Annotated in this window: 20 protein-coding genes, 1 tRNA gene and 6 pseudogenes; 11 read left to right on the top strand and 16 right to left on the bottom strand. The window is 63.2% G+C overall.

Annotated features, from left to right (window positions below; genetic code table 11):
• Positions 1-193 precede the first annotated feature (193 nt).
• The 7 genes and pseudogenes from G5575_RS16255 to G5575_RS16225 all read right to left on the bottom strand — a co-directional run bounded on the left by G5575_RS16255 (position 194) and on the right by G5575_RS16225 (position 6,960).
• On the bottom strand, positions 194-892 hold the full coding sequence (locus G5575_RS16255) for a FadR/GntR family transcriptional regulator (protein ID WP_164535245.1): 699 nt from the start codon (positions 890-892) through the stop codon (positions 194-196).
• Positions 882-1,406 (bottom strand): nucleotide-binding domain containing protein, encoded by a 525-nt coding sequence (locus tag G5575_RS16250; protein WP_164535244.1) that lies wholly within the window; start codon positions 1,404-1,406, stop codon positions 882-884. The genes G5575_RS16255 and G5575_RS16250 overlap by 11 nt, the downstream gene beginning before the upstream one ends.
• Positions 1,397-1,927, bottom strand: a complete 531-nt coding sequence (locus G5575_RS16245; protein WP_164535243.1) for a four-carbon acid sugar kinase family protein — start codon at positions 1,925-1,927, stop codon at positions 1,397-1,399. The genes G5575_RS16250 and G5575_RS16245 overlap by 10 nt, the downstream gene beginning before the upstream one ends.
• Positions 1,920-3,533: an ABC transporter ATP-binding protein gene (locus tag G5575_RS16240; RefSeq protein WP_164535242.1), complete on the bottom strand. Its 1,614-nt coding sequence runs from the start codon at positions 3,531-3,533 to the stop codon at positions 1,920-1,922. Before G5575_RS16240 ends, G5575_RS16245 begins: the two co-directional genes overlap by 8 nt.
• On the bottom strand, positions 3,526-4,449 hold the full coding sequence (locus G5575_RS16235) for an ABC transporter permease (RefSeq protein WP_164535241.1): 924 nt from the start codon (positions 4,447-4,449) through the stop codon (positions 3,526-3,528). Before G5575_RS16235 ends, G5575_RS16240 begins: the two co-directional genes overlap by 8 nt.
• Before the next feature lie 11 nt (positions 4,450-4,460).
• Positions 4,461-5,374: pseudogene (locus tag G5575_RS16230) on the bottom strand (ABC transporter permease).
• A gap of 82 nt (positions 5,375-5,456) precedes the next feature.
• A pseudogene (locus G5575_RS16225) lies at positions 5,457-6,960 on the bottom strand (ABC transporter substrate-binding protein).
• Positions 6,961-7,257: 297 nt separating this feature from the next.
• On the opposite strand from G5575_RS16225, the pseudogene G5575_RS16220 reads away from it, so the two are divergent.
• The 5 genes and pseudogenes from G5575_RS16220 to G5575_RS16205 all read left to right on the top strand — a co-directional run bounded on the left by G5575_RS16220 (position 7,258) and on the right by G5575_RS16205 (position 11,429).
• Positions 7,258-8,429: pseudogene (locus G5575_RS16220) on the top strand (sialidase family protein).
• On the top strand, positions 8,426-9,373 hold the full coding sequence (gene pdxA, locus G5575_RS16215; RefSeq protein ID WP_164535240.1) for a 4-hydroxythreonine-4-phosphate dehydrogenase PdxA: 948 nt from the start codon (positions 8,426-8,428) through the stop codon (positions 9,371-9,373). The pseudogene G5575_RS16220 and the gene pdxA overlap by 4 nt, the downstream one beginning before the upstream one ends.
• Entirely contained in the window at positions 9,373-9,762 is a 390-nt protein-coding gene (locus G5575_RS22395; protein WP_407924874.1) for a dihydrodipicolinate synthase family protein, read from the top strand. The genes pdxA and G5575_RS22395 overlap by 1 nt, the downstream gene beginning before the upstream one ends.
• 8 nt (positions 9,763-9,770) lie before the next feature.
• Positions 9,771-10,301 (top strand): dihydrodipicolinate synthase family protein, encoded by a 531-nt coding sequence (locus G5575_RS22390; RefSeq protein ID WP_407924873.1) that lies wholly within the window; start codon positions 9,771-9,773, stop codon positions 10,299-10,301.
• Between the two features lie 13 nt (positions 10,302-10,314).
• Positions 10,315-11,429 (top strand): annotated as a pseudogene (locus G5575_RS16205) (iron-containing alcohol dehydrogenase).
• 184 nt (positions 11,430-11,613) lie between these two features.
• On the opposite strand, the gene G5575_RS16200 reads toward G5575_RS16205, so the two are convergent.
• Positions 11,614-11,703: transfer RNA gene (locus G5575_RS16200), tRNA-Ser, on the bottom strand.
• A 110-nt stretch (positions 11,704-11,813) separates the two neighbouring features.
• On the opposite strand from G5575_RS16200, the gene G5575_RS16195 reads away from it, so the two are divergent.
• On the top strand, positions 11,814-12,341 hold the full coding sequence (locus G5575_RS16195) for a DUF2147 domain-containing protein (protein ID WP_164535239.1): 528 nt from the start codon (positions 11,814-11,816) through the stop codon (positions 12,339-12,341).
• Positions 12,342-12,354: 13 nt separating this feature from the next.
• On the opposite strand, the gene G5575_RS16190 is transcribed toward G5575_RS16195, so the two are convergent.
• A complete protein-coding gene (locus G5575_RS16190; RefSeq protein ID WP_164535238.1) occupies positions 12,355-12,795 on the bottom strand; it encodes a glyoxalase superfamily protein in 441 nt (146 codons plus the stop codon).
• Between the two features lie 277 nt (positions 12,796-13,072).
• Between G5575_RS16190 and G5575_RS16185 the strand changes: the two genes are divergently transcribed.
• A complete protein-coding gene (locus tag G5575_RS16185) occupies positions 13,073-13,585 on the top strand; it encodes a sulfite exporter TauE/SafE family protein (protein ID WP_207633204.1) in 513 nt (170 codons plus the stop codon).
• On the top strand, positions 13,486-13,836 hold the full coding sequence (locus G5575_RS21275) for a sulfite exporter TauE/SafE family protein (protein ID WP_268904456.1): 351 nt from the start codon (positions 13,486-13,488) through the stop codon (positions 13,834-13,836). Before G5575_RS16185 ends, G5575_RS21275 begins: the two co-directional genes overlap by 100 nt.
• Positions 13,837-14,065: 229 nt before the next feature.
• Here the strand turns inward: G5575_RS21275 and G5575_RS16180 are convergent, their stop codons facing one another.
• From G5575_RS16180 to G5575_RS16170, 4 genes and pseudogenes are all read right to left on the bottom strand, one after another.
• Entirely contained in the window at positions 14,066-16,006 is a 1,941-nt protein-coding gene (locus G5575_RS16180) for a molybdopterin-containing oxidoreductase family protein (RefSeq protein ID WP_328766483.1), read from the bottom strand.
• 20 nt (positions 16,007-16,026) lie between these two features.
• Positions 16,027-16,155: pseudogene (locus G5575_RS21925) on the bottom strand (hypothetical protein); the annotation flags it as partial.
• 231 nt (positions 16,156-16,386) lie between these two features.
• Positions 16,387-17,028: a hypothetical protein gene (locus tag G5575_RS16175; protein WP_164535237.1), complete on the bottom strand. Its 642-nt coding sequence runs from the start codon at positions 17,026-17,028 to the stop codon at positions 16,387-16,389.
• Positions 17,029-17,205: 177 nt separating this feature from the next.
• Positions 17,206-18,690 carry an MDR family MFS transporter gene (locus tag G5575_RS16170; RefSeq protein WP_235936092.1) on the bottom strand — a complete coding sequence of 495 codons (1,485 nt, stop codon included), beginning with the start codon at positions 18,688-18,690 and terminating at the stop codon, positions 17,206-17,208.
• 234 nt (positions 18,691-18,924) lie between these two features.
• Here G5575_RS16170 and G5575_RS16165 point away from each other — a divergent pair, with 234 nt between their 5' ends.
• Together G5575_RS16165 and G5575_RS16160 are read left to right on the top strand one after the other, a co-directional pair.
• On the top strand, positions 18,925-19,533 hold the full coding sequence (locus G5575_RS16165) for a MarR family winged helix-turn-helix transcriptional regulator (RefSeq protein WP_207633203.1): 609 nt from the start codon (positions 18,925-18,927) through the stop codon (positions 19,531-19,533).
• 76 nt (positions 19,534-19,609) lie between these two features.
• Positions 19,610-20,821: an MFS transporter gene (locus G5575_RS16160; protein WP_164535236.1), complete on the top strand. Its 1,212-nt coding sequence runs from the start codon at positions 19,610-19,612 to the stop codon at positions 20,819-20,821.
• A gap of 96 nt (positions 20,822-20,917) precedes the next feature.
• On the opposite strand, the gene G5575_RS16155 is transcribed toward G5575_RS16160, so the two are convergent.
• The 3 genes and pseudogenes from G5575_RS16155 to G5575_RS16145 all read right to left on the bottom strand — a co-directional run bounded on the left by G5575_RS16155 (position 20,918) and on the right by G5575_RS16145 (position 23,799).
• On the bottom strand, positions 20,918-22,795 hold the full coding sequence (locus tag G5575_RS16155; protein WP_164535235.1) for a DEAD/DEAH box helicase: 1,878 nt from the start codon (positions 22,793-22,795) through the stop codon (positions 20,918-20,920).
• A 98-nt stretch (positions 22,796-22,893) separates the two neighbouring features.
• Positions 22,894-23,315, bottom strand: a pseudogene (gene ndk, locus G5575_RS16150) (nucleoside-diphosphate kinase).
• A 199-nt stretch (positions 23,316-23,514) separates the two neighbouring features.
• Positions 23,515-23,799 carry a hypothetical protein gene (locus tag G5575_RS16145; RefSeq protein ID WP_164535234.1) on the bottom strand — a complete coding sequence of 95 codons (285 nt, stop codon included), beginning with the start codon at positions 23,797-23,799 and terminating at the stop codon, positions 23,515-23,517.
• A gap of 268 nt (positions 23,800-24,067) precedes the next feature.
• Between G5575_RS16145 and G5575_RS16140 the strand changes: the two genes are divergently transcribed.
• Positions 24,068-25,942, top strand: coding sequence for an ABC-F family ATP-binding cassette domain-containing protein (locus tag G5575_RS16140; protein ID WP_164535233.1), 1,875 nt, complete (start codon positions 24,068-24,070; stop codon positions 25,940-25,942).
• Positions 25,943-25,945: the final 3 nt, after the last annotated feature.

The raw sequence follows: 25,945 nt of genomic DNA, 5'->3' as shown, positions 1-25,945 counted from the left end.
GTCGATCTGCCGTACTTAAATTTTAGACCGCTGCTGTATAAGGCGTTTCCTTCTGCCGGAGCCTAACGAGCGATTGAACGCGAACACCTCTCGTAACTCTAGCTGAACAGTCGTGATTAGCGAAGGAGGGCGTCCTTTTTTGGCGGGAGAAGAGGAAATATCGTTCTCCGCAGGGTGTTCGACCCCAAGCGGACTACATCGTTCCTGAAAACAGGCGATTGCGGGAACCGGTGAGGTGCTCGCGCATCAGATGGCAGGCCTTTTCAGGCTCCCGATCTCGGATGGCTTCGTAGATTGCCGTGTGCTCGACAAAGACATGGGCCAGCCCGCCCTGCGTGCTCTTCAGCGACAAGCCGTGAAGGCGCATGCCGACCGCGATATGTTCCTCGAGCGCCTGCATGGCGGTGCTGAAATAAGGATTGAGAGACGCGCGGGCGATCGAGAGGTGAAACATGAAATCGGCATCGGCGCGGTGCGCCTGCCGGTTGGTCGCGTCACGCAAGAGGTTTAACGCGGTCTGGATCTTGTCGAGCGCTTCGGAAGTGCGGCGTTGCGCGGCCATGGCAGCGGCTTCCGGTTCGATGGTGAGGCGGAAGTCATAGCAATGTTGCAGGTCGGAGAGATTTTCCATCTGCCCGAAGCCGAGCGGCTCGCGAATGCCTTGTTCGCGCACGAAACTGCCGGCGCCGCGGCGCGAATAGATCATGCCCTGGTCCCGCAGGCGCTGCAGCGCGTCGCGGACGATGGGGCGCGACACCTGGAATTCCGCGGCGAGCGCGTGTTCGGTCGGTAGTCGCTCATCCACGGCATAGGCGCCGGATTTGATGGCGCGCTGGATGCGTTCGAAAACGGTTTCGGAAAGGCTGCGCCGCCCCGTGAGACTATCCGACATGATGCTGCGCTGGGCTCCCGATGCTGCGGTAGGAGGCGGTCACCCGGGCCAAGGTTTCCCCATCGCCAAAACCGCCCGATTTGGTGATCACAGTCAAGCCGCCTCCAAGCGAGAGCGGCAGGCCCGGTTCGGCTTCGCCAAGAAGGTGGAGCACGCTTATACCCAGCTGGCGCAAGATGACCTGCGCCGTGGCACCACCCGAAAGGATCAGCAGCGAACCCGGCCCTGGCGCCAGGCGCGCGAGCGACTTGCCGAGAGCCTCTGCGACTGCGGCCGGGCTTTCCGTAATCTGCCCTGGCACGGCGTGGAGGACGGTAAGACGCGTGGGAGGCGGCAATTGGTCGGGCGCCTGGCCATTGGGCGCGGCAATATAGGCCAGATCGGGGTCTCGGGCGCGCAGGGTTTCGAGTTGCGCTAGCGTGATCGGATCGGTCGAGCCGATCACGCAATAGGCTGGGCCATTAGGCAGAGACAGATTAGGCAGCGCTGCCACGGGCGCCATGGTCAGGGCCATGGCTTCGGCAAGCTGCGCGCGCCGATCGGCAGGTCAAAATCGACGCCGAGAACGCGTTCGATGTCGGCTTGGCTTTCGATATCGGGGATGGTGGCCCTTTCGCCATGTTTCCCGAGCCGTCCCGCAATATCGATTGGCTCAGACACCCCAAAACCTCCGAGCCTGCCCTCTCGCATCCAGCGGCCAAAGGCCGGAATGGCCGGTACGACGAGGCTTTGCCGATGTGGCAGGGCCTCGAGCTCGGCTTCGAGATTGCCCTTGAGCCGCGAGTCCACCTTCTTGAACAAAGAGGTGCCGGCCGGTAGCAGGCTTAGCGCCTTCGCAACAGCCTGACGCGCGGCGTCGGGAGCGATCTCGCGGCTGTCGGTCGAGACTCCGACGATTTGCGCACCCGTCGCCAGGGCCTCGGGCAAGGCTTCGACGTCGAGCGCCACGGCGGTGGAAATGCCGCGCATGGCAAATGGTGCAGCAGCGTCCAGCGCCCCGGTCAGATCATCGGCGATGATCGCGCGTTCAGGCATGGACCGGAGCGTTCCGCCGCTGTGCCTGCACATCGGGGTCCGGGTCGAGATTGGCCGCCAGCAGACGCTGGGTATAGGGATGCTGGGGCGCATCGAAGATCTGCGCCGTGGGGCCACGCTCGACGATTTCGCCAGATTTCATGACGATGACCGTATCGGCAAAGTCGCGCACCACGCCGAGGTCGTGGGCGATGAACAGGAAGGAAATATTGAGCCGCCGGCGCAGGTCATCAAGCAGCGCGATCACCTGCGCCTGGATGGAGACGTCGAGCGCCGACACCGCCTCGTCGCAGATGATCATTTCCGGCTCGAGCGCAAGGGCCCGGGCGATGGCAATGCGCTGGCGCTGGCCACCCGAGAACTGGTGCGGATAACGATCGACATGTTCGGCGGAAAGGCCAACCTGCTCCAGAAGCTCGATGACGCGGGCGCGACGCGCGCGCCGATCGGGCATAAGCTTATGGATGTCCCAGCCCTCGGCAATCAGCGAATAGACCGACATGCGCGGATTGAGCGACTGGGTCGGGTCCTGGAAAACCATCTGGATTTCGCGCCGGACGCCTAGCAGTTCCTTGGCACCCATGCTGATGAGATCGCGACCCTTCCACAGAGCTTGCCCGCTATCGGCCTGTTCGAGCCGCAGCAGGGTGCGGGCGAGCGTCGACTTGCCGGAGCCGCTTTCACCCACCACGGCCAGGCTCTGGCCGCGAGCGATGGTGAGGCTGACATCCTTGAGCGCGGCGAAGCTGCCATAGGTCTTGTTGAGCTTCTGGGCATCGAGAAGCAACGGCGCCGATGGGTCGAGCAGCGTGATCTCGCCCTTGCCCGGGGCGGCATCGATGAGCTTCCTGGTATAGGGGTGTTTAGGAGCGTGATAAACCTCGCGCACCGTGCCGGTTTCGACAATCTCGCCCTTGTTCATCACCACGACCCGGTCGGCAATTTCGGCAACGACACCGAGGTCGTGAGTAATGAGCACGAGGCCCATGCCGGTTTCTGCCTGCAGTTCCTTGAGCAGCGCCAAGACTTCTGCCTGTATCGTCACGTCGAGCGCGGTGGTGGGCTCGTCGGCAATCAGAAGATCAGGCTTGAGCATCAACGCCATGGCAATCATCAGGCGCTGCCGCTGGCCGCCGGAAAACTGGTGCGGATATTTGCGCATGGCCTGTTCGGGTTCGGGCAGGCCGACACGGGTGATGAGCTCGAGTGCGCGCTGGCGGGCAGCGTCGGCGGGGCGGCCATGGGCGGTCATCATCTCGACGATCTGCCAGCCCACCGTATAGACCGGGTTGAGGTGGCCGAGCGGGTCCTGGAAGATCATGGCGATCTTCTTGCCGTTGAGCGCGCGGTGGGTTTCGTAGTCGACCTTGAGCAGGTCCTTGCCGTCGTAGAGAATCTCGCCCGAGACGATCTCGGCGGGCGGAATGTCGAGCAGGTTCATCACCGCATTGGCGGAGACCGATTTGCCGGAGCCGCTTTCGCCCAAGATCGCCAGGGTTTCGCCGCGCGCCACCGACCAGCTCACATTTTTCACGGCATGAACAGTGCCGCGAGCGGTGTGGAAGTCGACCGACAGATTTTTGACGGTTAGCAGGGCTTCAGACATTTTTGGTCTTCCTTGCTTCGAGGCGCCAGCGCTGGGCCGGGTCGAGCGCAATGCGCAGCCAGTTCGACAGAAGATTGAGCGAAAGCGCGGTGATGACGATCATCAGCCCCGGCCAGAAGGCCAGCCACCAGGCGGTGTTGAGATAGGGACGGCCCTGCGCGACCATCAGGCCCCAGGTGATGTCGGGCGGCTGCACGCCGATGCCGAGGAAGCTCAGCGACGATTCCGCCAGCATGACGAAAGCAAAATCGAGCGTTGCAATGGTGACGAGGGTCGGGATCACCACCGGCAGGATATGGCGCAGGATGATGCGGGCATGGCCGGCACCCATCACCACCGCAGCCTGGACGAACATGCGCTCGCGCACTTCGAGCACTTCGGCACGTGTGGTGCGCAGGTAGATCGGGATGCGGGTGATGGCCAGAACAAGGATCATGTTGGGGATCGAGGCGCCCAGCACATAAAGCACGACCACGGCGATCAGGAGCGAGGGAAAGCTCATGATGACGTCGGCGAGACGCATGATGACCTGCGAGGTGGTCTTGCCGGAATAGCCGGCAATCAACCCCAGCACGGCGCCGACGATGGCCGCGGCAAGGACAGTGCCGGCGGCGATCAGGATGGTCGAATGGGCACCGACGACGAGACGCGCGAGCATCGAACGGCCCAGCGAGTCACCACCGAGGAACAGGGCCCAGCCGCGCTCCATCGAAAAAGGCGCAAAGTTGCGGCCGCGCAGGTTCTGCTTGGTGGCGAGGTCGCCCAAGAACATCGGCCCGAAAATCGCGAACAGGACGATCAGGATCAGCACCACGGCGGAGATAAAGGCCAGCTTGTCCCGCCACAGCATGGAGAGGATCGAAGGCCCGCGCCCATTGAGTTCTTTGGCAGGCTTGGCGAGCGTAAGATCAGCCATCTTCATGCCTCCTAGTGTCGAATCCGCGGATCGAGCAGGCCATAGGCGATGTCGATCAGGATGTTCATGATGAAGATGGCGAGCGCCGTGACCATGATGGCGGCCAGCACCACGTTGAAGTCGCGCTGCAGGATCGAGTCGATCATCAGCTTGCCGATGCCGGGGAAACCGAAAATGGTTTCGACGATGACGGCGCCGTTGAGGAGCGCCGCGGCCTGGTCGCCGATGACGGTAATGACCGGCAGCATGCCGTTGCGCAGGGTGTGGACGAAGACCAGCGGCATGTTCTTGACGCCTTTGGCGCGGGCGGTCTTGACGTAGAGCGAGCCCAGCGCCGTCAGCATCGAGCCGCGCACCACCTGCACGACGAGGCCGAAGGGACGAATAAAGAGCACGGCGATCGGCAGCACCCAGTGTAGCGGCGTTCCGACGCCAGAGGTGGGCACCCAGCCCAGGCCGAGCGCAAAGACGACGATGGCAACGATGGCAATCCAGAAGTCCGGTGCGGAGGCGCCGACCAGCGACACGATCGACACCAGCCGATCGAAGAACCCGCCGACGCGGAAGGCGGCTAGCGAACCCAGGACGATGGCGCTCACCACGACGAGGCCCATGGTGATCAAGGCCAGCGGCAGGGTCCAGGCATAGGCTTCGAGCACGATGTCGATGGCGGGCCGCGCCTTGCGCAGGCTTTCGCCGAAATCGAGATGCAACAGGTCCCAGACATAGCGGCCGAATTGCTCCAGCAAAGGCAGGTCGAGGCCATGCAGCGCGCGGAAATCGGTCTTCATCTGCTCGGTGGCATCAATCGGCAAGAACAGAACAGCAGGGTCACCCGTCAGGCGCGAAAGAAAAACACCAGGATCATCAGTCCCAAGAGGGATAGAAGGCTGGCGATGGCGCGCTGTCCGATCATCTTGGTCATGGCGGTCACCCGATCTGCTTATAAATTGGCGGAGGTGCCGGAGATGATCCGGCACCTCGCATTCGACCCGAGGGAACAGGCCTTACTTGAAGCCGATTTCGCTCAGCTGCAGCTGCTGATTGGTGGCGATGGTCGGCGTGAAGTCGAGACGTTCGCTGACACGGCTGAGGCCAACCATGTGGAAGAGCAGAACGTCGGCGGCAATGTCATCGTGGACGTACTTGAAGAGCTCGGACCAGAGGCCTGCACGTTCTTCGCCAGTGGCAGCCGAAGCGCGGGCGATCAGGTCGTCGACCTTAGGGTCGTTGACGCCCGACTGGGTGCCCTGGCTGTCATACTTGAAGAACATCGAGAACACCGGGTCGCCGCGGCTGTTGTCGCTGGGCGAGAACCAGGCGCGTGCCTTCGCTTTCGGGGAAGGGCTTGGAGTAATACTGCTCGTGCTCGGCCACTTCCACCATGCGCAGGGTTGCATTGAAGCCGACATCGACCAGCATCTGGGTCAGCGCTTCGGCCACTTCCGTCACATTGGGGAAGTTCTCGGTACGGGCGATGATCTCGATGGGGAGGCTGGTGTCGACGCCATCGGCAGCGGCATCCGCCAGCAGTTGCTTGGCGAGTTCCGGATCATAGGCCGGCGGCGAAAGGTCCGGGTTCCAGCCCAGCGTGGTCGGCGGGACCATGGCCACGGCCAGTTCGGTGCCTTCGGGCAGGACCGTGCCGATAAAGGCTTCGCGGTCGATGGCGGCGTTCAATGCCTGGCGCACGCGGAGGTCGGTGGTCGGCTCGTCCTGGCTGTCGATACGCAGATAGACGGTTTCCGAGTTGAGATAGCTGAAGTCGGTTGCGGTATTGTCGGCGACTTCGGCCGTGATCTGCGGCGCGATGTCGGCTTCGCCGGCGGCGACCATGCCGGCGCGAACGGCGGGCTCGGAGCGGAAGACATAGGTAGCCTTGGTCACTTCGGGCTGCTCGCCCCAATAATCGTCGCGGCGATCGAGCACGATCTGCTGGCCGGCGGTCCATTCGGACATGACATAGGGACCGGTGCCGATCGGATCGCGCACGAATTCCATCGGGGTTTCGGACGGAACGATGGTCACAAGGCTCATCAGCAGCGGCAGAACGGGCTGGGCCGGCTCGGCCTTGACGTCGAGGGTCAGGTCATCGACCACGGTGAAGGTCAGGGTCGTATCGGCGAAGTAGCGCTGGCTTTCGCAGGTGATCTGGTCGGAAAAGACGCGATCAAAGGAATGCTTGACGTCTTCGGCATCGAAATCGCTGCCGTCCGAGAACTTGACACCGTCGCGCAGCTTGAACTGCCAGGTGCCGTCACCCTTGTCTTCCCACGATGTCGCAAGGCGTGGCTTGAGGCCCTCATCACCGCGCACGTCGAGCTCGGTCAAGGTTTCGCTGATATTCTGCAGGATGACGCGACCGATATTGGAGCGCGTGGCCATGCAGGGCTCAACCAGGTCGAGCTCTTCGCTCAGCACCACGGTGATGTCGGTATCTGCCGCCTGCGCAAAGGCAGGGGCAACAGCGGTCGACGCCAAAAGGGCGCCGACAAGGATCGGCTTGAGCAACACTATAACCTCCCGTCGCAGCTTAACGATGCCATGAGCGGCGCTGCGGTTGCGCTCATGCAAATTCCTCCGGAACGGACTTGCCCTTCCTGATGCCAAACTAATCGCAGACGCCCGACAGTTGTCAAATTAAAAGTTTTGAAACGGATTTGTGCAGCCCGGACCATACGCTATCATATTGTAATGTCGACATTTTATAGAGCATCACACTTTCGTCTGAGCCCCTGATTGCCGAACTCGAACTTGACAACATGTGTTGTGCTGTGAATTTTGGGGCACGAATTGAAGGGAGAGGACATGACGCCGGAGGACATTGCGGCCCGCATGAATGGCCAGCTTGCCACTGCACCGGACGGGCGGATCGAGGCCTTCCTGCCCTCGCCCATGGTGCAGAATCATGCCGCCTTTCTCGAACAACTCGATGATGGTTCGATCGCCTGCCTGTGGTTTGGCGGCACGCTCGAGGGCAAGTCCGACATCTCCATCTATGCGTCGACCCTGGCACCTGGGGCGGAGCGCTGGAGCGCCGACATGCGCCTGAGCCATGATCCTGATCGCTCGGAGCAGAACCCGGTGCTATGGCGCAATGGCGATGGTGTCTTGCAGCTGTTTCACACCGCCCAGCCCTCTGGCAACCAGGACGAGTGCCTGTTGCGGGCGCGCGTCATCACTGTCGATAACCATGCGCTCACAGGCGAGGCTCCGCGCGATATCGGGCTGCCGCTTGGCAGTTTCATTCGCGGCCGCTTCGTGCGCCGCAAGGACGGTGCCTGGATGATGCCGGTGTTTCGCTGCATCTCCCGCCCCGGCCAACGTTGGAATGGCAGCCACGACACGGCCGCCGTCGCGGTCAGCACCGACGAAGGCGAGACCTGGAGCTTGACTGAAGTGCCGGGCTCGATCGGCTCGGTGCATATGACGATCGTGCCACTCGACGGCGACCACATGGTCGCCTTCTACCGCCGCCGCCAGTCCGATTTTGTCGCGCGCTCGGAAAGCCTCGATGGCGGCCACACCTGGTCGGCTCCGGCCATGACCGACGTGCCCAACAACAATTCCTCGATCAACGTCATTCGTCTCGCAGACGGGCGCCTCGCCATGGTCTGCAATCCCGTTTCGGCAGCGACATCGAGCGACCGTCGCGTCTCGCTCTATGACGAAATCGAAGAAGGCGACGATCGGCCCGACGCTTCCGGGGGTGTGAGCCGATCTGGGGCGTGCCCCGCGCGCCGCTGACGCTTTGCATTTCGACCGACGGCGGGCTGACCTGGCCCATTCGCCGCATCGTCGATGACAGCCCGGGCACCTGCCTCTCCAACAATTCCGTCGACGGACGGAACAAGGAGCTGTCCTACCCCTATCTGCTGGAAGGCAAGGATGGCGCGCTACACGTCGCCTATACCTATTTCCGGCGTGCCATCAAATATGTCCGTCTCCCCGCGGGATGGATCGACGGAGAAAGTTCGTGAGCGATATCATCGGCATTACCATGGGCGACCCGGCTGGTGTCGGGCCTGAAATCTCGGTCAAGGCCGTGGCGGAAATGGGCGCTGACGAGCGCGGCCGCACCCGCATCTACGGCAATCGCGAGACGCTGGAAAAGGCGCGCGCGGCACTTGGCGTCGATCTCGACCTCGAAGGTGTTGTCGTCGATCTGCCGATCGAAGGTGGTCCCCTGCCCTGGGGCAAGCTCGACCCCCGCGGCGGCGATGCCGCATTCCGCTTCATCGAAAAGGCCGTGCGCGATTCCGAAGCCGGCGAAATCGGATGCATCGTTACCGCGCCGATCAACAAGGAAGCACTCAACCTTGCCGGCCACCATTACGATGGCCACACCGGCATGCTGGCGCATCTCACGGGCCAGAAGACGGCCTGGATGCTTCTCGGCTCGGATCGCCTCAAGGTCATCCACGTCTCGACCCACGTATCGCTTAAAAACGCCATTGATCGCGCGACGCCTGAGCGCATCCTTGCCACCATTCGCACCGGCAACGAGCATCTCAAGCGCATCGGCTACGACAATCCGCGCATCGCGGTGGCGGGCATCAACCCCCATTGCGGCGAAAACGGTCTGTTCGGCACCGAGGATGACGAACAGATCGCCCCTGCCGTCGCCATGGCTAAGGCGGAAGGCATCAATGTCACCGGCCCGATCTCGGCCGATACGGTCTACCATCGCGCCTATAACGGCGCCTTCGACCTGGTGGTCGCCCAGTATCACGACCAGGGCCACATCCCGATCAAGCTCGTCGCCTTCGACACCGCCGTCAACGTTTCGCTGGGCCTGCCCATCGACCGCACCTCGGTCGATCACGGCACCGCCTTCGACATTGCCGGCACGGGCAAGGCCAACCACACCAATATGAAGTCGGCCATCGCCTATGCGCGGCGGCTCGTTTCGGGGAAGAAGTGATGAATCCCGCCCGCCAATTGCCGGTTTCCGGCGTCTTTTGCGCTTCCGCCACGCCCGTGCTCGGGGACGGCTCGCCCGATCACGCAGCCTTCGCCGTCCATTGCAAGGCGCTGATCGAGGAGGGCTGCGACGGCGTTGCTTTGCTCGGCACAACCGGGGAAGCCAATTCCTTTTCGCTGCGCCAGCGCCAGGAGCTCCTCGAAAACGTCATCGCCGCCGGGGTCGATCCGCAGCGGCTGCTGCCGGGCACCTCGCAGACCAACGTCCCCGACAGCGTTACGCTGGTGAAGCATGCGGTCGAGGCAGGGGTCAAAGCCTGCGTGGTGCTGCCCCCGTTCTACTATAAGGGTGTCAGCGACGAGGGCCTCTTCCGCTTCTATGCGAGCTGATCGAAGGCGTGAAAAGCAACGCCCTGCGCATCGTGCTCTACCACATTCCGCCCATCGCGCAGATCGGCATCTCCATCGAGCTGACCGCGAGGCTGCGCGAGGCATTCCCCGGCGTCATCGTCGGCGTCAAGGATTCCTCGGGCAAGATCGAAAGCATGGAAGCCTTCGCCAAGGCTTTCGAGAATTTCTCGGTGCTGGCCGGTGCCGATCCCTTCATGCTGCCCTTGCTACGCTCGGGTGGCGCAGGCTGTATCACTTCGAGCTCCAATCTCATCGGCAAGCACCTGCGTGTCGTCTTCGACAACTGGTTTGATCCGGCGCAGAGCGAAAAAGTCGAGGCTGCCCAGGCGCGCATCAATGCCTGGCGCGATCTTTCCAATGCCTATGTGCAGCTGCCGACCATCAAGGCCATGCTGGCCAAGCGCCGCAATCATTCCGGCTGGACCCGAGTCCGCCCGCCGCTGCTGGAGCTCACCGAGGCCGAGCGCGACGTTGTCTGGGGCCAGATGGCCAAGCTGGAGGCCGAGGATCGTGTCTAGCCTCGAACTCTCCATGGCGCGGCCGATCACCCTGCTGCAGCCCGCGCGGCTCGAAATCGGTGCTGGCGCCATCAAGCGCCTCGGCGATTGGGCCGCGGCCTATAAGCGCGTCTTCGTGGTGGCCATGGCGCCAACCGTCGGTTTCGTCGACCGCATCGGGCTTGGTGGCGAGGTCACGACCTTCACCGACATTCCGCCCGAGCCGGACCTGCCGGCCTTCGAGACCGTGCTTGCCGCAGCGCGCGCCTTCAAGCCCGACCTCGTCATCGGTCTCGGCGGCGGCTCGGTCATGGATGTCGCCAAGCTCGTCGCCGTATTGTGGGATAGCGAGCAGTCGATCCTCGATGTGGTCGGCGTCGATAAGGTCGCCGGCCGCCGCTCGGCCCTCGCGCAGGTGCCCACCACCTCCGGTACCGGCTCGGAAGCCGGCATCCGCTCGCTCGTCACCAATCCCGAAACCTTGGCCAAGCTTGCAGTCGAAAGCCGGCACATGCTGGCCGATATTGCGGTGCTCGATCCGGAACTGACCTATTCCGTGCCTACCGCGGTCACCGCCGCCACCGGCGTCGATGCGCTGGCGCATTGCGTCGAAGCCTTCACCAACATCAAGGCCCACCCCTGATCGACGGCTATGCGAGCCTTGGCATCGAGCTCGTGGGCAAGTATCTCGGCCGCGCCGTCAAGGATGGCGCCGACACCGAAGCGCGCGCCGGCATGATGCTCGCCTCCTACTATGGCGGCATCTGCCTTGGCCCGGTCAACACCGCCGGCGGCCATGCCCTGGCATATCCCTTGGGGACGCGACTGAAGCTGCCGCACGGGCTCGCCAACGCGATCATTTTCCCCCACGTCCTGGCGTTCAACGCGCCTGAGCGCCCGGAAAAGACTGCATCCGTGCTCGCCGCCCTGGGCCTGCCCGAGCATAGCGACGAGCGCATCGTCCTCGCTGGTGCCAAGGACTATTGCGCCTCTTTGGGTGTGGACATGAGCCTTGCCAGCCACGGCGCCAAAGAGGAAGACCTCTCCCTTTGGGCCGAAGAAGCCTTCGCCATCAAACGCCTGATCGACAACAATCCCCGCGCCCTCGGCGTCGAGGACATCCTCTCGATCTACCATAGCGCGCTCTAAGGGCTAACGCCTGACACGAATCTACTATCGAACGAAGGCTGCTGGCCATCACGCCAGCGGCCGCGGCTCGTTGTCTTGGCCGAGGGTCAGATTAGCGCAGATCATCGTCAGCTGTTGCACGTGGGAATGCACTCTCTGCGGCGATGACGCAGCGATGTCAATCGTGCGAGCTTTAATGGGAAAGTGGCGGAGAGGAAGGGATTCGAACCCTCGAGACCGTTCCCGATCTGCACCCTTAGCAGGGGTGTGCCTTCGACCACTCGGCCACCTCTCCGGCGGGTCGGGTCTAGCGGGCGCCCGTTTCGATGGCAAGCGGTTTTTGCCTTGGTCCGAAGCCGGGGCGGCTTTAATTGTGGATCGAGTCAGATGCGAGTCGAAACGTCGATGAAAACCAGCAAACTTTCGAAGCGCATTCGCATTTGCGGGCTGATTGCTAGCACACTGCTAACATTTGGCGCCGCAGCCCAGGAGATCGTGGTGCCTCTCGACCCGATCGAGGGGACATGGCAAACGAAGCTTTTGTCCGAAGTGACGATCAGCGCCTGCCCGGAAGGTTTTTGTGGGTATCTGAGCCGGATCGTCGTGCCGGGAGAAGGCTTGACCGCCGAAGAAGCCGAGGCTGCGGCGGCGATGGATCCGGCAGACTTCTTCGACATGCGCAACAAGGACCCTGCCCTGCGCAATCGCCCAATGCAGGGGCTGCAGCTCCTGACGCTGATCCGCAGCGACAAGCCCAATATCTATGACGGCGCAATCTACAATCCGCAGGATGGCAACACCTATTCGGGCTATGTCGAAATGGTGTCGCCAGAGCTGTTGCGGCTCAATGGCTGCGTCTTGTTCAACGTCATTTGCCGCGGCGAGGATTGGCTTAGGGTAATCCCGCCGGTCGAGGAAGCGGCCACGCCGTAGCGTGGCCTCCCCATCACTCTCGCATCAACCGCATCTGCGGCGCGCCATTGCCGCGCAGCGCCGGCGAAATGCCGCGGATGTCGACCGTGGCGGTGACACGCTGGCGCGTCGCGGCAAACATAAAATCGGGCGTGACATTGACCGGTTCGTCGAACATCACCGTCACCGTATAGGTGCTCATGCTGGACGAGAGCTGTACGCCGATCAGCAGGCCGCGGAAGGGCTGCTCGAGGTAGAAGCCCTTAACGCGCATGCCGACCTGGAAGGGCACGGCGACGCGATCCGGTAGCGCCGCACGGGCGGTGTTCCAGTCGCGAAAGCCATGGGCGCGGGCGACCGCTTCGAGAGCGGCGCCGTGGGTGAGGTCCTGGCCAGCCTTGGCGCGGGCTTCGCGCAAGGACTTCGCCTCGGACTTCAGGGTCTGGGCGGATAAAGTATCGAGGGAAAAAGACATAGCGGTCTCTCCGAAGAGGCGACTAGTGCATGGGGTCCGCCTTGCCATGATGCGCCTTGGGAGGAAAACCGAAGGGATCAGGTGTCTTTAAGCTGGGCTTCACCATGGATCATGCGATCCGCGGACGGCCGGCGCCAGCAACCGGCGCGCTACATGCGCCGCCTTGGCATAAACGTCAAGAGCTTCGATCAATCGCCGTTATGCCGGGATCAGACAATTGCGTTAGGCAGGCTTGGCGCGTGGCGCTAGGAACGGCCATCGAGAGCTGGGGAAAGCGATGACCGAGATTTTGTTGTTTGTGGCAGGCCTCCTCGGCGGGGCGGTCAATTCGCTGGCGGGCGGCGGGTCGTTTATCGTCTTTCCGGCTCTGCTGTTCGCTGGCGTCCCGGCGGTGCTCGCCAACGCCTCCAACACCTATGCCGCCCTACCCGGCTATGCGAGCGGTGCGTTCGGCTATCGCGAAGCGATCGCGCGGCACAAGGACAAGCTGATCGTCTATGGCATCGTCGCGGCCGTCTTCGGCTATGCCGGCGCCGAACTGCTGTTGGTCGTCTCCGACGAGCAGTTCGCGCGCGTCGTGCCGTGGCTGATGACCTTCGCCGTGGCGCTCTTCATCTTCGGCAACCAGATCAACTCCCTGGTCAAGTCGCGGGGAGTTCGGGTCGCGGCATGCAGGCGCTCGGCGCCGTACTGCTGCTGGCGGCGCTGGCGGCGGTCTGCATCTATGGCGGGTTCTTCAATGCAGGCCTGGGCATCCTGCTGCTGGCCTTTTTGGCGCTGGCCGGAATGACCGACATCCACGCCATGAACGGGCTCAAGCTCTATATTTCGTCGATCGTGGCGCTGGTGGCCGTTCTGCGCTTTGCCTTCAACGGCACGATCGACTGGTACCATGGCTCGATCGCGCTGGTCGGTGTCACCATCGGCGGCTACACGGCGGCGCGGCTGGCCCAGCACATCCCCAGAAACTGGATCCGGGTTGGGGTGATTGTCTATGGGATCGTGATGACAGGGTATTTTTTCTGGCGGGCTTATGGGTGAGATCGCCTGGATTGAGGGCCCGACACCCCCTTCCGAGCTACGCTAAGCCTTGCGGCTAAGCTTCGCTTGCCTTCCCCTCAAGGGGGAAGGTGAGGCCGGAGTTGTCCAAGGAACGTGCCACATACTCGATGTTACCTTCCCCTCAGAGGGGAAGGCAAGCAGAGCTTGGCGAGGAACGCGCCTAGCGGCGCTCGGAAGGGGTGTGCAATGCGCCCAACTCCCCGAAGTTCTAAAGCGCTTTCCTGATCCACACTGCGGCGTCGTGGAACGCCGCGCCACCAAATGGCGGTGCGGGTTCGGCGCTGGTGAGCATGTTGATGCCACGGCCGCCGCGATGGGCTTTGTTGCGGTGGAGCCCTTCGGCGATCAGGACGCCCTGCGCCAAGCCATTGTGGAGACGCGCCGTCAGCTCGACCGAGCCGCGGCGATTGCCGACGATGACAGCGTCGCCTTCGACGATATCGAGGCGCACCGCGTCCTCGATGCGGATGAACACCGAAGGCTCCCCTTCGCGCTTGAGGCTGCCAGGGGTCTGGTTGAAGCTCGAGTTGAGGAAGGCGCGCGCCGGGCTCGTAGCGAGCTTGAACGGATGCTCGGCATCGGTCTTTTCGGTGACGTCCCAGTGGTCGGCAAAGGGCGGCATGATCGCTGGGTCGCAGGACCAGCGATAGCCCTTTTTGTCGGCCACCGCCTGCCAATCCGGCTTGAAGCGGAAGCGGCCGTCGGGCCAGGCAAAGCCATGGGCGAAGCGGGCGACGTCGTCGGGTCGCTCCTTGTCGACATAGCCGGTCTGTTCGACCTCTTCGAGCGCAGGAAAGCCGGAGCGAGCGAAGGTATCGGCGACGACGTCGCGATCCGTCGTGGCAAAGGTCGCCTCGGTCTGCCGCAGTCGCTGGGCGATGGCGTTGATGACCTCATGGTTGGACCATGCCTCGCCCGGCCGCTCGACGACGGCCGGACCATAGAGCACACGGGTATGGCCGCCGCGGGTATAGTAATCGTTATGCTCAAGGAACATGGTGGCCGGGAGGACTATGTCGGCGAGCTCCGCCGTTTCGGTCATGAACTGCTCGTGCACGACCAGGAACAGGTCCTCGCGCAACAAGCCGCGGCGCACCAGGGTTTGGTCCGGCGCGACGGTCGCCGGATTGGTGTTCTGGACGATCATGGCATAGACGGGCTTACCGCCCTGCAGTGCCTTGCTGTCGCCGGTCAGCACAGGCCCGATCTCGGACATGTCGAGTGCGCGCGGCTGGCCCTTCTGCAGGCCAGTGCCTTCGAGCTGGGATTTGTCCAGGCCCCAGGTGCCGGAATTGGAATGGAAGGCACCGCCGCCACGATGCTGCCAGGCGCCGGTCATGGCCGGGATGCAGAGCGCGGCATGGACGGCGGTCGCACCGTTGCGCTGGCGCGAGAAGCCATAGCCGAGGCGGAAGAAGGTGCGCTTCGTCTTGCCGACGAGATGCGCGAAAGCCTCGATCTCGGCGACGCTGAGGCCAGTGATTTCTGCCGCCCATTGTGGCGTGCGGGTTTGCAGATGTGATTCAAATTTGGGCGAGAAGTCCGTGAACTTGCTCATATATTCCCGGTCGGCCAGTCCGTCGCGCAGTAGCACATGCATGACCGCGACGGCCAGCGCACCGTCGGTGCCGGGACGCAGCACGAGGCCCATATCGGCCTGTTCCATGGTGGCGTTGCGGTAGATGTCGATGACGACGATCTTGGCGCCGCGGCGCTTGCCGCGCATGGCGTGCGTCATCACATTGACCTGGGTGTGCACCGCATTGGTGCCCCAAATGACGACGCAATCGGCTTCGGCCATCTGCTCCGGGTTGACCCCGCCAAGGAGGCCGGTGCCGGCGATATAGCCGGGCCAGGAAAGACCGGTGCAGATGGTATCGTATTGGTGCGAATAGCCGCGCACGGCGCGCAGGCGCTCAATGCCGTCGCGCTGCACATGACCCATCGTGCCTGCGTAAAAATAGGGCCAGACGGATTCGGCGCCGTGGATCTGTTCGACCGCGAGAAATTTGCTGGCAATCTCGTCGAGCGCTTCATCCCAGGAGATGCGCTGCCATTGCCCCTCCCCTTGGGGCCGACGCGGCGCATCGGGTGCAGCAGGCGTTCCGGATGGTGGATGCGCTCGGCGTAGCGGGCGACCTTTTCGCAGATGACACCGGCTGTATAGGGATCATCCTTAGCGCCCCGCACGCGACCGACAGTGCCATCGGCGAGCAGGTCGACATCGAGTGCGCAGACCGAGGGGCAATCGTGCGGACAAACGGAGCGGATGGTGCGGATCGGGGCTTGGGCGTTCATGTGACGACGGTATGCGACCCGCTGGAGCTGGACAATCGCATTGTTGGAATGGGAGGGATTTGCGGGTGTGATGGCATCGAGCCAAGGCACCCCCTCCTAGCTTCGCTAAGCCTTGCGGCTAAGCTGCGCTACCCTCCCCTCTGAGGGGAGGGTGACAGCGGTGGGTGTCCCAACTCGGTGCCACCTTCCCCCTTAGAGGGGAAGGCAAGCAGAGCTTGGTGAGGAACGAGCCTAACGTCGCTCGGAAGGGGGTGATTTAGGCCGCAAAGCCTTCGTCGCCGTTTCGGCGTTGCGCATGGCGCGGGTGGCGGCGTGCTTGGCGAGCTGGCCGGCGCCGCCGTGGAACTGGGAGAAGGTGATGCGGCCGGTGGTGCCGAAAATGGTGACGCCGCGCCAGTTGGGGCGCACCGAGCGGACATCGGACCAGTCGAGCGTCGTTTCGCGACCAAGGGCGGTGCGGTGCTTGACCTGGCGGTTGTTCCAGCTCGTATTGGTGAAAAGCCCGGCAAGGCCGATGCCGACGGCGCCCGCTGCGAGCAGCAGCACGGCGATATAGGTAGCGACCAGCTGCGTCGTGTCGGCGGCGCTGCCCATGACGATCACGGCAAACAGCAGCACGGCAGCAAGGGCCGCGGCGCCGTAGCAGGCGAAATATTCAACCATGGAGGGGCGTAGTTCGGCCCAGCCGCCATCGACGACCATGGCTTCCTCGGGCTGGATGATCCGCAGCGCCAGGAAGGCGGCATAACCGAAGGCGACCACGCCGGCTGCGCGCGAAAGCGGCAGATGGGCGGTGGCAGGGATATATTTAAGACCGATCAGCAAGGCGATCGTGAACAGCGGCAAAGCCACTTCCTGCCAACGCAAAGGCACGCTTGTCTCTCCTGGGTGCGAGGCCGATGTCCCGATCGGCAGCCGTAGGAGAAAGGTACGTGACGCCGGTGATTTGACCACTCACATTCTCGCCAGAATTGAGTGGCGACAAATGCGCCGACGGAACCGTGGCGATTATGTCACGAAAAAGCCCGGGGCGTGCCCCGGGCTTTTCGCTTAGCGTGCAGCGCCGATCGGGGCACCGACGGCGGCGGCGGTGGCATGTTCCTCCGCCTCGATCTCGGCCTCCGGTTCCTTGCGCAAGGAATTGGCAAGCGGCCGCTCCTCAAGCAGGAACGAAAGGCCGAAGGCGAGCACTGCTGCAGCGGCTGCAGTGAAAAACACCGGGTGGAGCGCACTGGCAAAGGCTTCGAGCACCATGCCGCGAACGGGTTCGGGGAGTGCGGCAACGGCCTGGGCACTGAAGCTGCCGGTGCCGCCACCAGCGGGCATGATGTCCCCCAGGCGAGAAGCAAGGCCGCTCGAGAAGATAGCACCAAAGACTGAGACACCGATCGAGCCGCCGATCTGGCGGAAGAGGGTCGTGCCGGCGGTGGCTGCGCCGACCATCTGGCGATCGACGGCATTCTGAGTTGCGGTGACGCTGACCGAGTTGACCGGACCGATGCCGGCGCCGACCAGAAACATATAGAGCGCAACCATCCAGGACGGCGTATCGAGCTGCATGGTGGCGAGCAGAACAAGGCCGATAATTAGGATAAAGGTCGCGCCGATCGGCAGCATGCGATAGCGGCCGGTGCGGGTCATGGCGAAGCCGGAAAGCATGGAGGCGCCGATCAGGCCGACCATCATGGGCACGAGCTGCAGAGCAGAATCGGTGGGCGAAATGCCCTTGGCGAGCTGCAGATACATGGGCAGGAAGGTGATCGAGCCGAACATGGCCATGCCGACCAGGAAGCCCACTGCGCTGGTCACCGCAAAGGTGTTGTTGCGGAAGAGGACCAGCGGCAGCACGGGCTCTTCGGCGCGGGACTCGACCCAAATAAAGGCGGCGAGGGCCGCGATGGCACCGGCAACGAGGCCGATGATCTCGACGGAGAACCAGGGGAAGGTGTTGCCGCCCAGCGAGGTGGCGAGGACTAAGGCGGTGAGGCCGCTCGAGAGCAGCACGAAGCCGGTATAGTCGATGCTGTGCTTGACGCGTTCGGCGCGGGGCCTGAGGGCGGCAGCGATAACGACAAGCGCCAGGATGCCGAGCGGCAGGTTGATCAAAAAGATCCACTGCCAGGAAATGTGTTCGACGATGAAGCCGCCAAGCAGCGGGCCAACGACCGTCGCGACGCCGAAGACGGCGCCGAACAGGCCCTGAACCTTGCCGCGCTGGCGCGGCGGGATGATGTCGGCGACCACCGTCATGGCGACGACCATGAGGCCGCCACCGCCAAGGCCCTGCACCGTGCGGGCGGCAATGAGGAAGGTCATGTCGGTCGCCATGGCGGAAACAACGGCGCCGATCAGGAAGATGACGATCGCCACCTGCAGCACGATCTTGCGGCCAAAAAGGTCGCCGAGCTTGCCATAGATGGGGGCGACCACGGTGGAGCTCAGGAGGTAGGCGATGACCACCCAGGTGAGGTGATCGAGGCCGCCAAGCTGGCCAACAATGGTCGGAAGGGCAGTCGAAACAATGGTCTGGCCCAAAGAGGCCAACAAAGGGTGACGGCGACGGCGCCGATCACCAGCTTGGTCGATGGGTCTTGCAGCTCGGAAGCTGGCTCAACAGCAGCGGACATTTATGCGATCCTTGAAAAACAGGCGGGTCGGCGTCCGGCGTCGGCCCTTGCGAAACACAATCAGGCGGCATACATGTGCCTCCAGCAGATACATGTCAATAGCATGCATTTGCCGGAAGCATGCAAATGGGCGAGGTCTCCTATGCCTCTCAAGGACACAAGCGAAGTCGGCGCGCTGTTGCGCCAGGCAGGTATCGATGCTCAGACCGCCGAAGCGGTGATGGACATCGACGGGCTGATGCAGAAGTGGCGCCGCCGCGCCTTGCGGCGCGAGTTGGGGCATCGGGCTCTGGTCGATCTCAAGATCGGCATCGACCTCGCGCAGTTCGATGTGCTGGTGGCGATCGAGGGGCCAGAGCCGGAATTCGGCGAGGTGCAGGGCGAGACGATGGTTGCGACCGTCGCCGAGCGGCTCAACATCGACCCCTCGCGCGCCAGCCGCCTCGTCAGCGAAATGGTAGAACAGGGGTTCGCCCGCCGCGCCGTCAGCCAGGCCGATGCCCGGCGCACAATCATCGAGCTCAGCGACCGCGGCTGGGCGGTGGTCCGTTCCGTGCGAGCCTATAAATTTCTGATCATGGGCGATTTTCTGGGCCAATGGGACAAGGCGGAGCTTGCCGCCTTCGTGCCCATGCTCAAGCGCTTCGGCAGTTGGATGGACGGGATAGACCCGGCTACCGAAAAATATGCCGCCGAGATCGAGCAGTTGGCAGCCGGTCTTGCCACCGCGCCGAAAGCGGAAGTCGCGTGATCGCTGCGATGAACACGTTTCATTAGACAGGTTTTCGCCAAGGCTTTAGCTATCCTTCCGCTCTGGGAGGAAGCACATGGCCGAACGACGCTTGCCAGTGACGGCGCTCTTGGGGACCAACATGTTCCTCTCGGGCGTCACCTATGCCGCGACCATCCCCTATGCCTCGCTCGTGGGCGTCGACACGCTGGGCATGTCCCCTGCCCTTTTCGCCACGATCATGAGCACCGGCGCGGTCATCGGCACGTTCGCCTCGCTGGGGCTGGGCTATCTCTCAGACAAGCTGCGCGACCGGCGCCTGTTGATCCTGATGCTGGCGCTGGGCGGGATGATGGCGCATGGGCTGATCTATTTTTGGCCGAGCCAGGTGAGCTTTGCCATCGCCATGGCGCTGATCATGCCCTTTGCCGGCGCCGCCTATAGCCAGAGTTTTGGCTTCGTGCGGGTGTTCTACCTCAAGCAAGATCCCAAGCGCGCCGACTTCATGGTGACGGCACTGCGCACCGTTTTCACCTTGGCCTGGATCGTGGTGCCGCCATTGGCCGGCTGGGTGGCCGCGGAGTTCTCGATCTTCAACGTTTATCTTGCGTCCGCGCTTTCCTATCTCGGCATCGCGCTTGTTTTCGCGCTGCTGATGACCGATCTGGAGACCGCTGTGCAGATGCCGGCGCCGGTGCGGGCGGAAGGCGCGTCGATGCTTTCGGCCTTCGCCTTGCGGCCCGGTATCCTTGCGGGGCTTCTGGGTCTTGTCATCATGACCGGCGCCACGCGCCTCATGACCTTGACCATCGCGCTCTATATCGTCACCGACCTTGGCGGCTCGCTGACCGACGTAGGGCTTTATGCCGGCATCACGGCTGCGGTCGAAGCGCCGTCGATGCTGGCTATGGCATGGCTGACGACGCGGCTCACCAAGGAGACGCTGCTGGCGGGGGCCGGCGTGGTCATGGCGCTGTTCATGGCCTTTGCCAGCCAGATCACTAGCGTCGGCGCCCTGTTCTGGCTGCTAATCCTCAATGGCATGGCCACGGCGGCGCTGATGAGCGTCAACATACCCTACGTGCAGGACGCGATCAAAGGCCGGGTCGGGCTATCGACCTCGCTGATGGACCTCGTGGCCATCGGCGCCAACCTGCTCGGCGCCTTCAGCTTCGGCCTCCTCGCCAGCGGCGGCGACTATCGCTTTGCGCTCGTCGTCGCGGCCGGCATCTGCATTGCCGGCGCGGCGATCATGGCCGCCGGAAATGGCGGGCGGCTGGGGCGGCTTAGAGTGGGTCAGGCTGAGTAGACCTCATCCTGAGCCTGCCGAAGGACGAGGTCGGGCACAGCCGGTGCAAGCGACCTCGTGGTTCGACAAGCTCACCATGAGGTCTCTTAGTATGACCTAATCCTCCGCGCGCTTTTTCTTGTGGTCCTTGACCTTGGGCTTCTTGGGCGCGGGGGCGCCGTCGGTGGGCTTGGACCATTTTGGTTTGCCCTTATCCTTGGCGACAGCAGGACGCGGGGCCTTGGCCGGGCGCTCCGCAAAATCTTCGGACTTGGGCTTGCCGTAGCGTTCCTTGCGATCGGCCTTGGTGTCGCGCGGTGCCATGGGATCGTAGGCTTTGGGCGGACCGGGCGGACGGGTCTTGGCGGGGCGCTCGTTGGGGCGTTCCGAGCGTTCGCCCGGGCCATCTACGGCATTGATGTAGATGCCCTTTTCGCCCGTGCCGTTTTTGCCGACGCTGCGCAGGAAGCCGTCGACCTTATCGGCCGCCACCTCGAAGATCGTCTCGGTATCGAAGATGCGGATCGAGCCGATGGCCGATTTGCTGACGCCACCGGCCTTGCAGATCATCGGCAAAAGCCAGCGTGGCTCGGCGCGCTGCTTGCGGCCGACCGAGACCTTGAACCAGGTGCCGCCGGCAAAAGTCTCGCGCGTGCGGGGTGCGCGCGGGTCGTCGACGACGAGCGATGCGGTGATCTCCTCAGGCACCGGACGCGCCGCCAGCTGCTGACGGAAATAGGCCGCCGCGATAGCCTCGGGGGACCATTTGGCGAGAAGGCTGCTTACGCTTTCGCGCTCGTCCTCGGTCATCTCATCGCTTAGCGCCGGATTGTTGAGGATCGTTTCGCGATAGCGCGCATCGATCGATTCCGCGGTGGGCGGCGCGATGTTTTCCGCTTCGATCTTGGCCGTGCGCAGGATCGACTGAGCGACACGTTTGCGATGGGTCGGCGCGATGATGACGCAAGTGCCCTTGCGCCCTGCCCTTCCCGTGCGGCCGGAGCGGTGCAGCAGGGTTTCGGCATTCATTGGCAGATCGGCATGGATGACGAGGTCGAGATTTGGCAGGTCGATGCCGCGGGCGGCGACGTCGGTGGCAACGCAGATGCGGGCGCGGCCATCGCGCATGGATTGAAGCGCGCTGGTGCGTTCGGCCTGCGTCAGCTCGCCCGACAGGGTCACTACGTCGAAGCCGCGATTATGGAGGCGCGCCGAAAGGTGCTTCACCGCTTCGCGGGTCGAGGCGAAGACGATGGTGTTGGTGCTGTCGTACCAGAGCAGCGTGTTGATGACGGCGTTTTCTCGCTCGGCGGCGGGCACGGCCATGAGCTTATATTCGATATCGGCGTGCTGTTCGCCCGAGCTGGTCGCGCTGATCCGCAACGCATCGCGCTGGAAGGTCTTGGCCAGCTCGGCAATGGGCTTGGGAACAGTGGCCGAGAAAAGGAGCGTGCGCCGGTCTTCGGGCGCCGCAGCGAGAATGAATTCGAGGTCTTCGCGGAAGCCGAGGTCGAGCATTTCGTCGGCTTCATCAAGCACGACGGCGCGGAGAGCCGACATATCGAGCGCGCCGCGGGTGATGTGGTCGCGAAGGCGGCCCGGCGTGCCAACCACGATATGGGCACCGCGTTCCAGCGCCCGGCGCTCGGTGCGCTGGTCCATGCCGCCGACGCCCTGAGCGGTCTGCGCGCCCATCTTGGCATAAAGCCAGGTCAACTCGCGCTGCACCTGCATCGCCAGTTCGCGCGTCGGCGCAATGACCAGTGCCAGTGGTGCACCGGGAGCCGGCAGCGTTTCGTCATCGCCCAGAAGCGTCGGCGCGATGGCCATGCCGAAGGCGACGGTCTTGCCCGAACCAGTCTGGGCGGAAACGAGAAGGTCCCGGCCGATTGTATTGTCCTCGATCACAGCGGACTGGACCGGGGTCAGGCTGTCATAGCCTTTTTCGGCAAGGGCGCTGGCGATAGGGGCAAGAATGGTTTCAGGCAGGGACAAGAGCGTTCTTTCGTGAGGGGGCGTGCCCTTATAGCACAAGCAAAGCAAAAAGGCCGCCCCGGTCGGGCGGCCTTCAGAAACAGGTCGTTGGCGGGCTTTTAGCCGACCAGCTCTTCGTCCGTAAAGAAGAACTTGATTTCCTGGACAGCGGTTTCTGGAGCATCCGAACCGTGGACCGAGTTTTCACCGACGGAAAGAGCGAATTCCTTGCGGATCGTGCCTTCGGCAGCGTTGGCCGGATTGGTCGCGCCCATGATTTCGCGGTTCTTGAGAATGGCGCCTTCGCCTTCGAGAACCTGAACGACGACGGGGAAGCGATCATCTGCTCAACGAGTTCGCCGAAGAAGGGGCGTTCCTTGTGTACTGCGTAGAAGCCTTCGGCCTGGGCGCGGGTCATGTGGATCTTCTTGAGGGCGACGGGCTTGAGACCGGCTTCCTCGAACTTGGTCAGGATCTTGCCGATGAGGTTGCGACGGACGGCATCGGGCTTGATGATGGAGAAAGTGCGTTCGATCGCCATGGCGAAAATCCTGCTGAAGGGAGTGGAAAGGTGGCGCCTTTTAGCGGGCAGTTGTGACTGGCGCAAGACGGGGCTTTTGGAGTGTCTAGCAAACACTGCGTGTCACCCCGGCGAAAGCCGGGGCCCTTCCCGAGATCTCAGGATGGGCCCCGGGTCAAGCCCGGGGTGACATCGCGTTCTTGGAGGTGTCAGCTCGAAATTAGTCATTGTCGACATCCGTCGTGCCGGTGCCGACGACATTGCCGTCAGCGCCGGTCAGGGTCACGTCGACACGGGTGACGGTCGCAGGGGCTTCGATGGTCTGCTCGACGTCGATCTCGAGGGCCTGCTGCGTGCAGATTTCGGCGGTCGAGGTGATGGGGAAGTTCACGGCGAGAGTGCCGTCGGTTTCCTCGCCGAGAACGGCAGGGCCGACTTCTTCGCAGGCGCCGCCGGGTATATTCGAAATCGATGGTGATCTGGTTGGCGTTGATGCGTTCGGCATCGAGATCATCGAGCGTGGCGGCCTGCTGGGCGAAGGCTGGCATGGTCAAGCCGGCAGCGAAGATGGCGGCAAGGGCAACAAGCTTGGTCGACATGTGATTTCCTCTTTCACGTGTTGTCGTCTTGAAACGTCCCGCCCACGGAGAAAGTGCCGGGCAAACTGGGCGACAGAGTGACGCGCGGTTGCCAGATGGTCGCTAACGCCCTACTTCGGGCGCAACACACTTTGCTCGCCCTGTCTTTTCAGCCGCCGTGCCGGACCATTTGCCATGCTCACCATCAATAACCTCGTTTATCGCATCCAGGGCCGCGAGCTCTTCGAAGATGCCTCGGTGGTGCTGCCCACAGGCTCCAAGACCGGATTCGTGGGCAAGAACGGCACCGGCAAGACGACGCTGTTCCACCTGATCCAGGGCCATATCGGCGCCGATGCCGGCACGATCGAGCTCGACAAGAAGGCGCGCATCGGCGCAGTCGCGCAGGAGGCCCCGGCCGGCGACGAGACGGTGCTCGAAGTCGTGCTGGCCGCCGACAAGGAGCGCACGGCGCTAATGGCGGAGTCGCTGACAGCGGAAGACCCCGACCGCATCAGCGAGATCTATACGCGCCTCGCCGATATCGACGCCTATTCCGCCGATGCGCGCGCCTCCTCGATCCTCAAGGGCCTCGGTTTCGAGCAGGACCGGCAGAACGCGCCGACGCGCGAACTCTCGGGCGGCTGGCGCATGCGCGTGGCGCTGGCGGGCGTCCTCTTCAGCCAGCCAGACCTGTTGCTGCTCGACGAACCGACCAACTACCTCGATCTCGAAGGGACGCTGTGGCTGGAAAAATATCTCGCCACCTATCCCTATACCGTCTTCATGATCAGCCACGATCGCGACCTTCTCAACAAGGCGGTCAACTCGATCATCCATCTCGAGCATCGCAAGCTCACCTTCTACAAAGGCAACTACGACACCTTCGAGAACACGCGCCGCCAGCAGATGGAGCTCAACAACAAGAGCCGCGAGAAGTCGCTGGACCAGATCGCGCATCTGCAAAAGTTCGTCGATCGCTTCAAGGCCAAGGCCACCAAGGCCAAGCAGGCGCAATCGCGCATGAAGATGATCGAAAAGCTCAAGCCGCCAGCAGCCATGTTCGACGAGCATTCGGCGCCGTTCCGCTTTCAGCAGCCCAAGGGCGAGCCCCCGACCCCGATGATCACCATGGACAAGGTGGCGGCGGGCTATGGCGACAAGACCATCCTGCGCAACATCACCATGCGCATCGATCCCGATGACCGCATCGCGCTAATCGGCGTCAACGGCAACGGCAAGTCGACCTTCGCCAAGCTTTTGGCGGGCGACATCGAGGCGCAGGGCGGCACGCTGCGCAAGGGCAAGAAGCTCGAGATCGCGCACTTCGCCCAGCACCAGATGGACAAGCTCAAGCCCGAATGGACACCGCTCGAGCATATGGTCGACCTGATGCCGCTCGACAACGAAGCGCGCCGGCGCTCGCGTCTGGCGCAGATGGGGCTGACCACTTCGCGCATGGATACCAAGGCCAAGAACCTTTCCGGTGGCGAGCGGGCGCGCCTGCTCATGGGCATCATCACTTTCGGCGGGCCGGGCATGATGATCCTCGACGAGCCGACCAACCATCTCGACATCGATAGCCGCGATGCGCTGGTCCACGCCCTCAACGACTACGAAGGCGCCGTGCTGATCATCTCGCACGACCGGCACCTGATCGAAGCCACCTGCGACACGCTCTGGATCGCCGAAGGTGGCACCATCCACGAGCTCGACGAAGATCTCGACAGCTACCAGCGCAACATCACCTCCTCCAAGGACAATAGGAGCGCCGGCCCCGGTGGCACTGGCGGCACGCGCAAGCTCAGCAAGCAGGAAGCGGCAGCGCGCCGGGCCGAGTTGGCGCCCCTTAAGAAGTCGATCACCGACGCCGAGACCAAGATGAGCCGGCTCAAGATCGAGCTCGAAAAGGTCGAGGCGCAGCTGGCCGATCCAAAGGTTTATAACGGGCCGTCCGATCGGGTCGTCGCCCTGGGCAAGGACAAGGCCCGCTTCGGGGCCGAGCTTGAAGGCATCGAGGAAAAGTGGCTCGAACTCAGCGCCGAGCTCGAAGAGGCGGAGCAGGCCTGATCA

The sequence above is a fragment of the Devosia aurantiaca genome, from assembly GCF_011058215.1.
GTDB lineage: Bacteria > Pseudomonadota > Alphaproteobacteria > Rhizobiales > Devosiaceae > Devosia > Devosia aurantiaca.
Note: the sequence above shows the minus strand (reverse complement) of the source record. Positions and strands in the feature narration are given on the sequence as shown.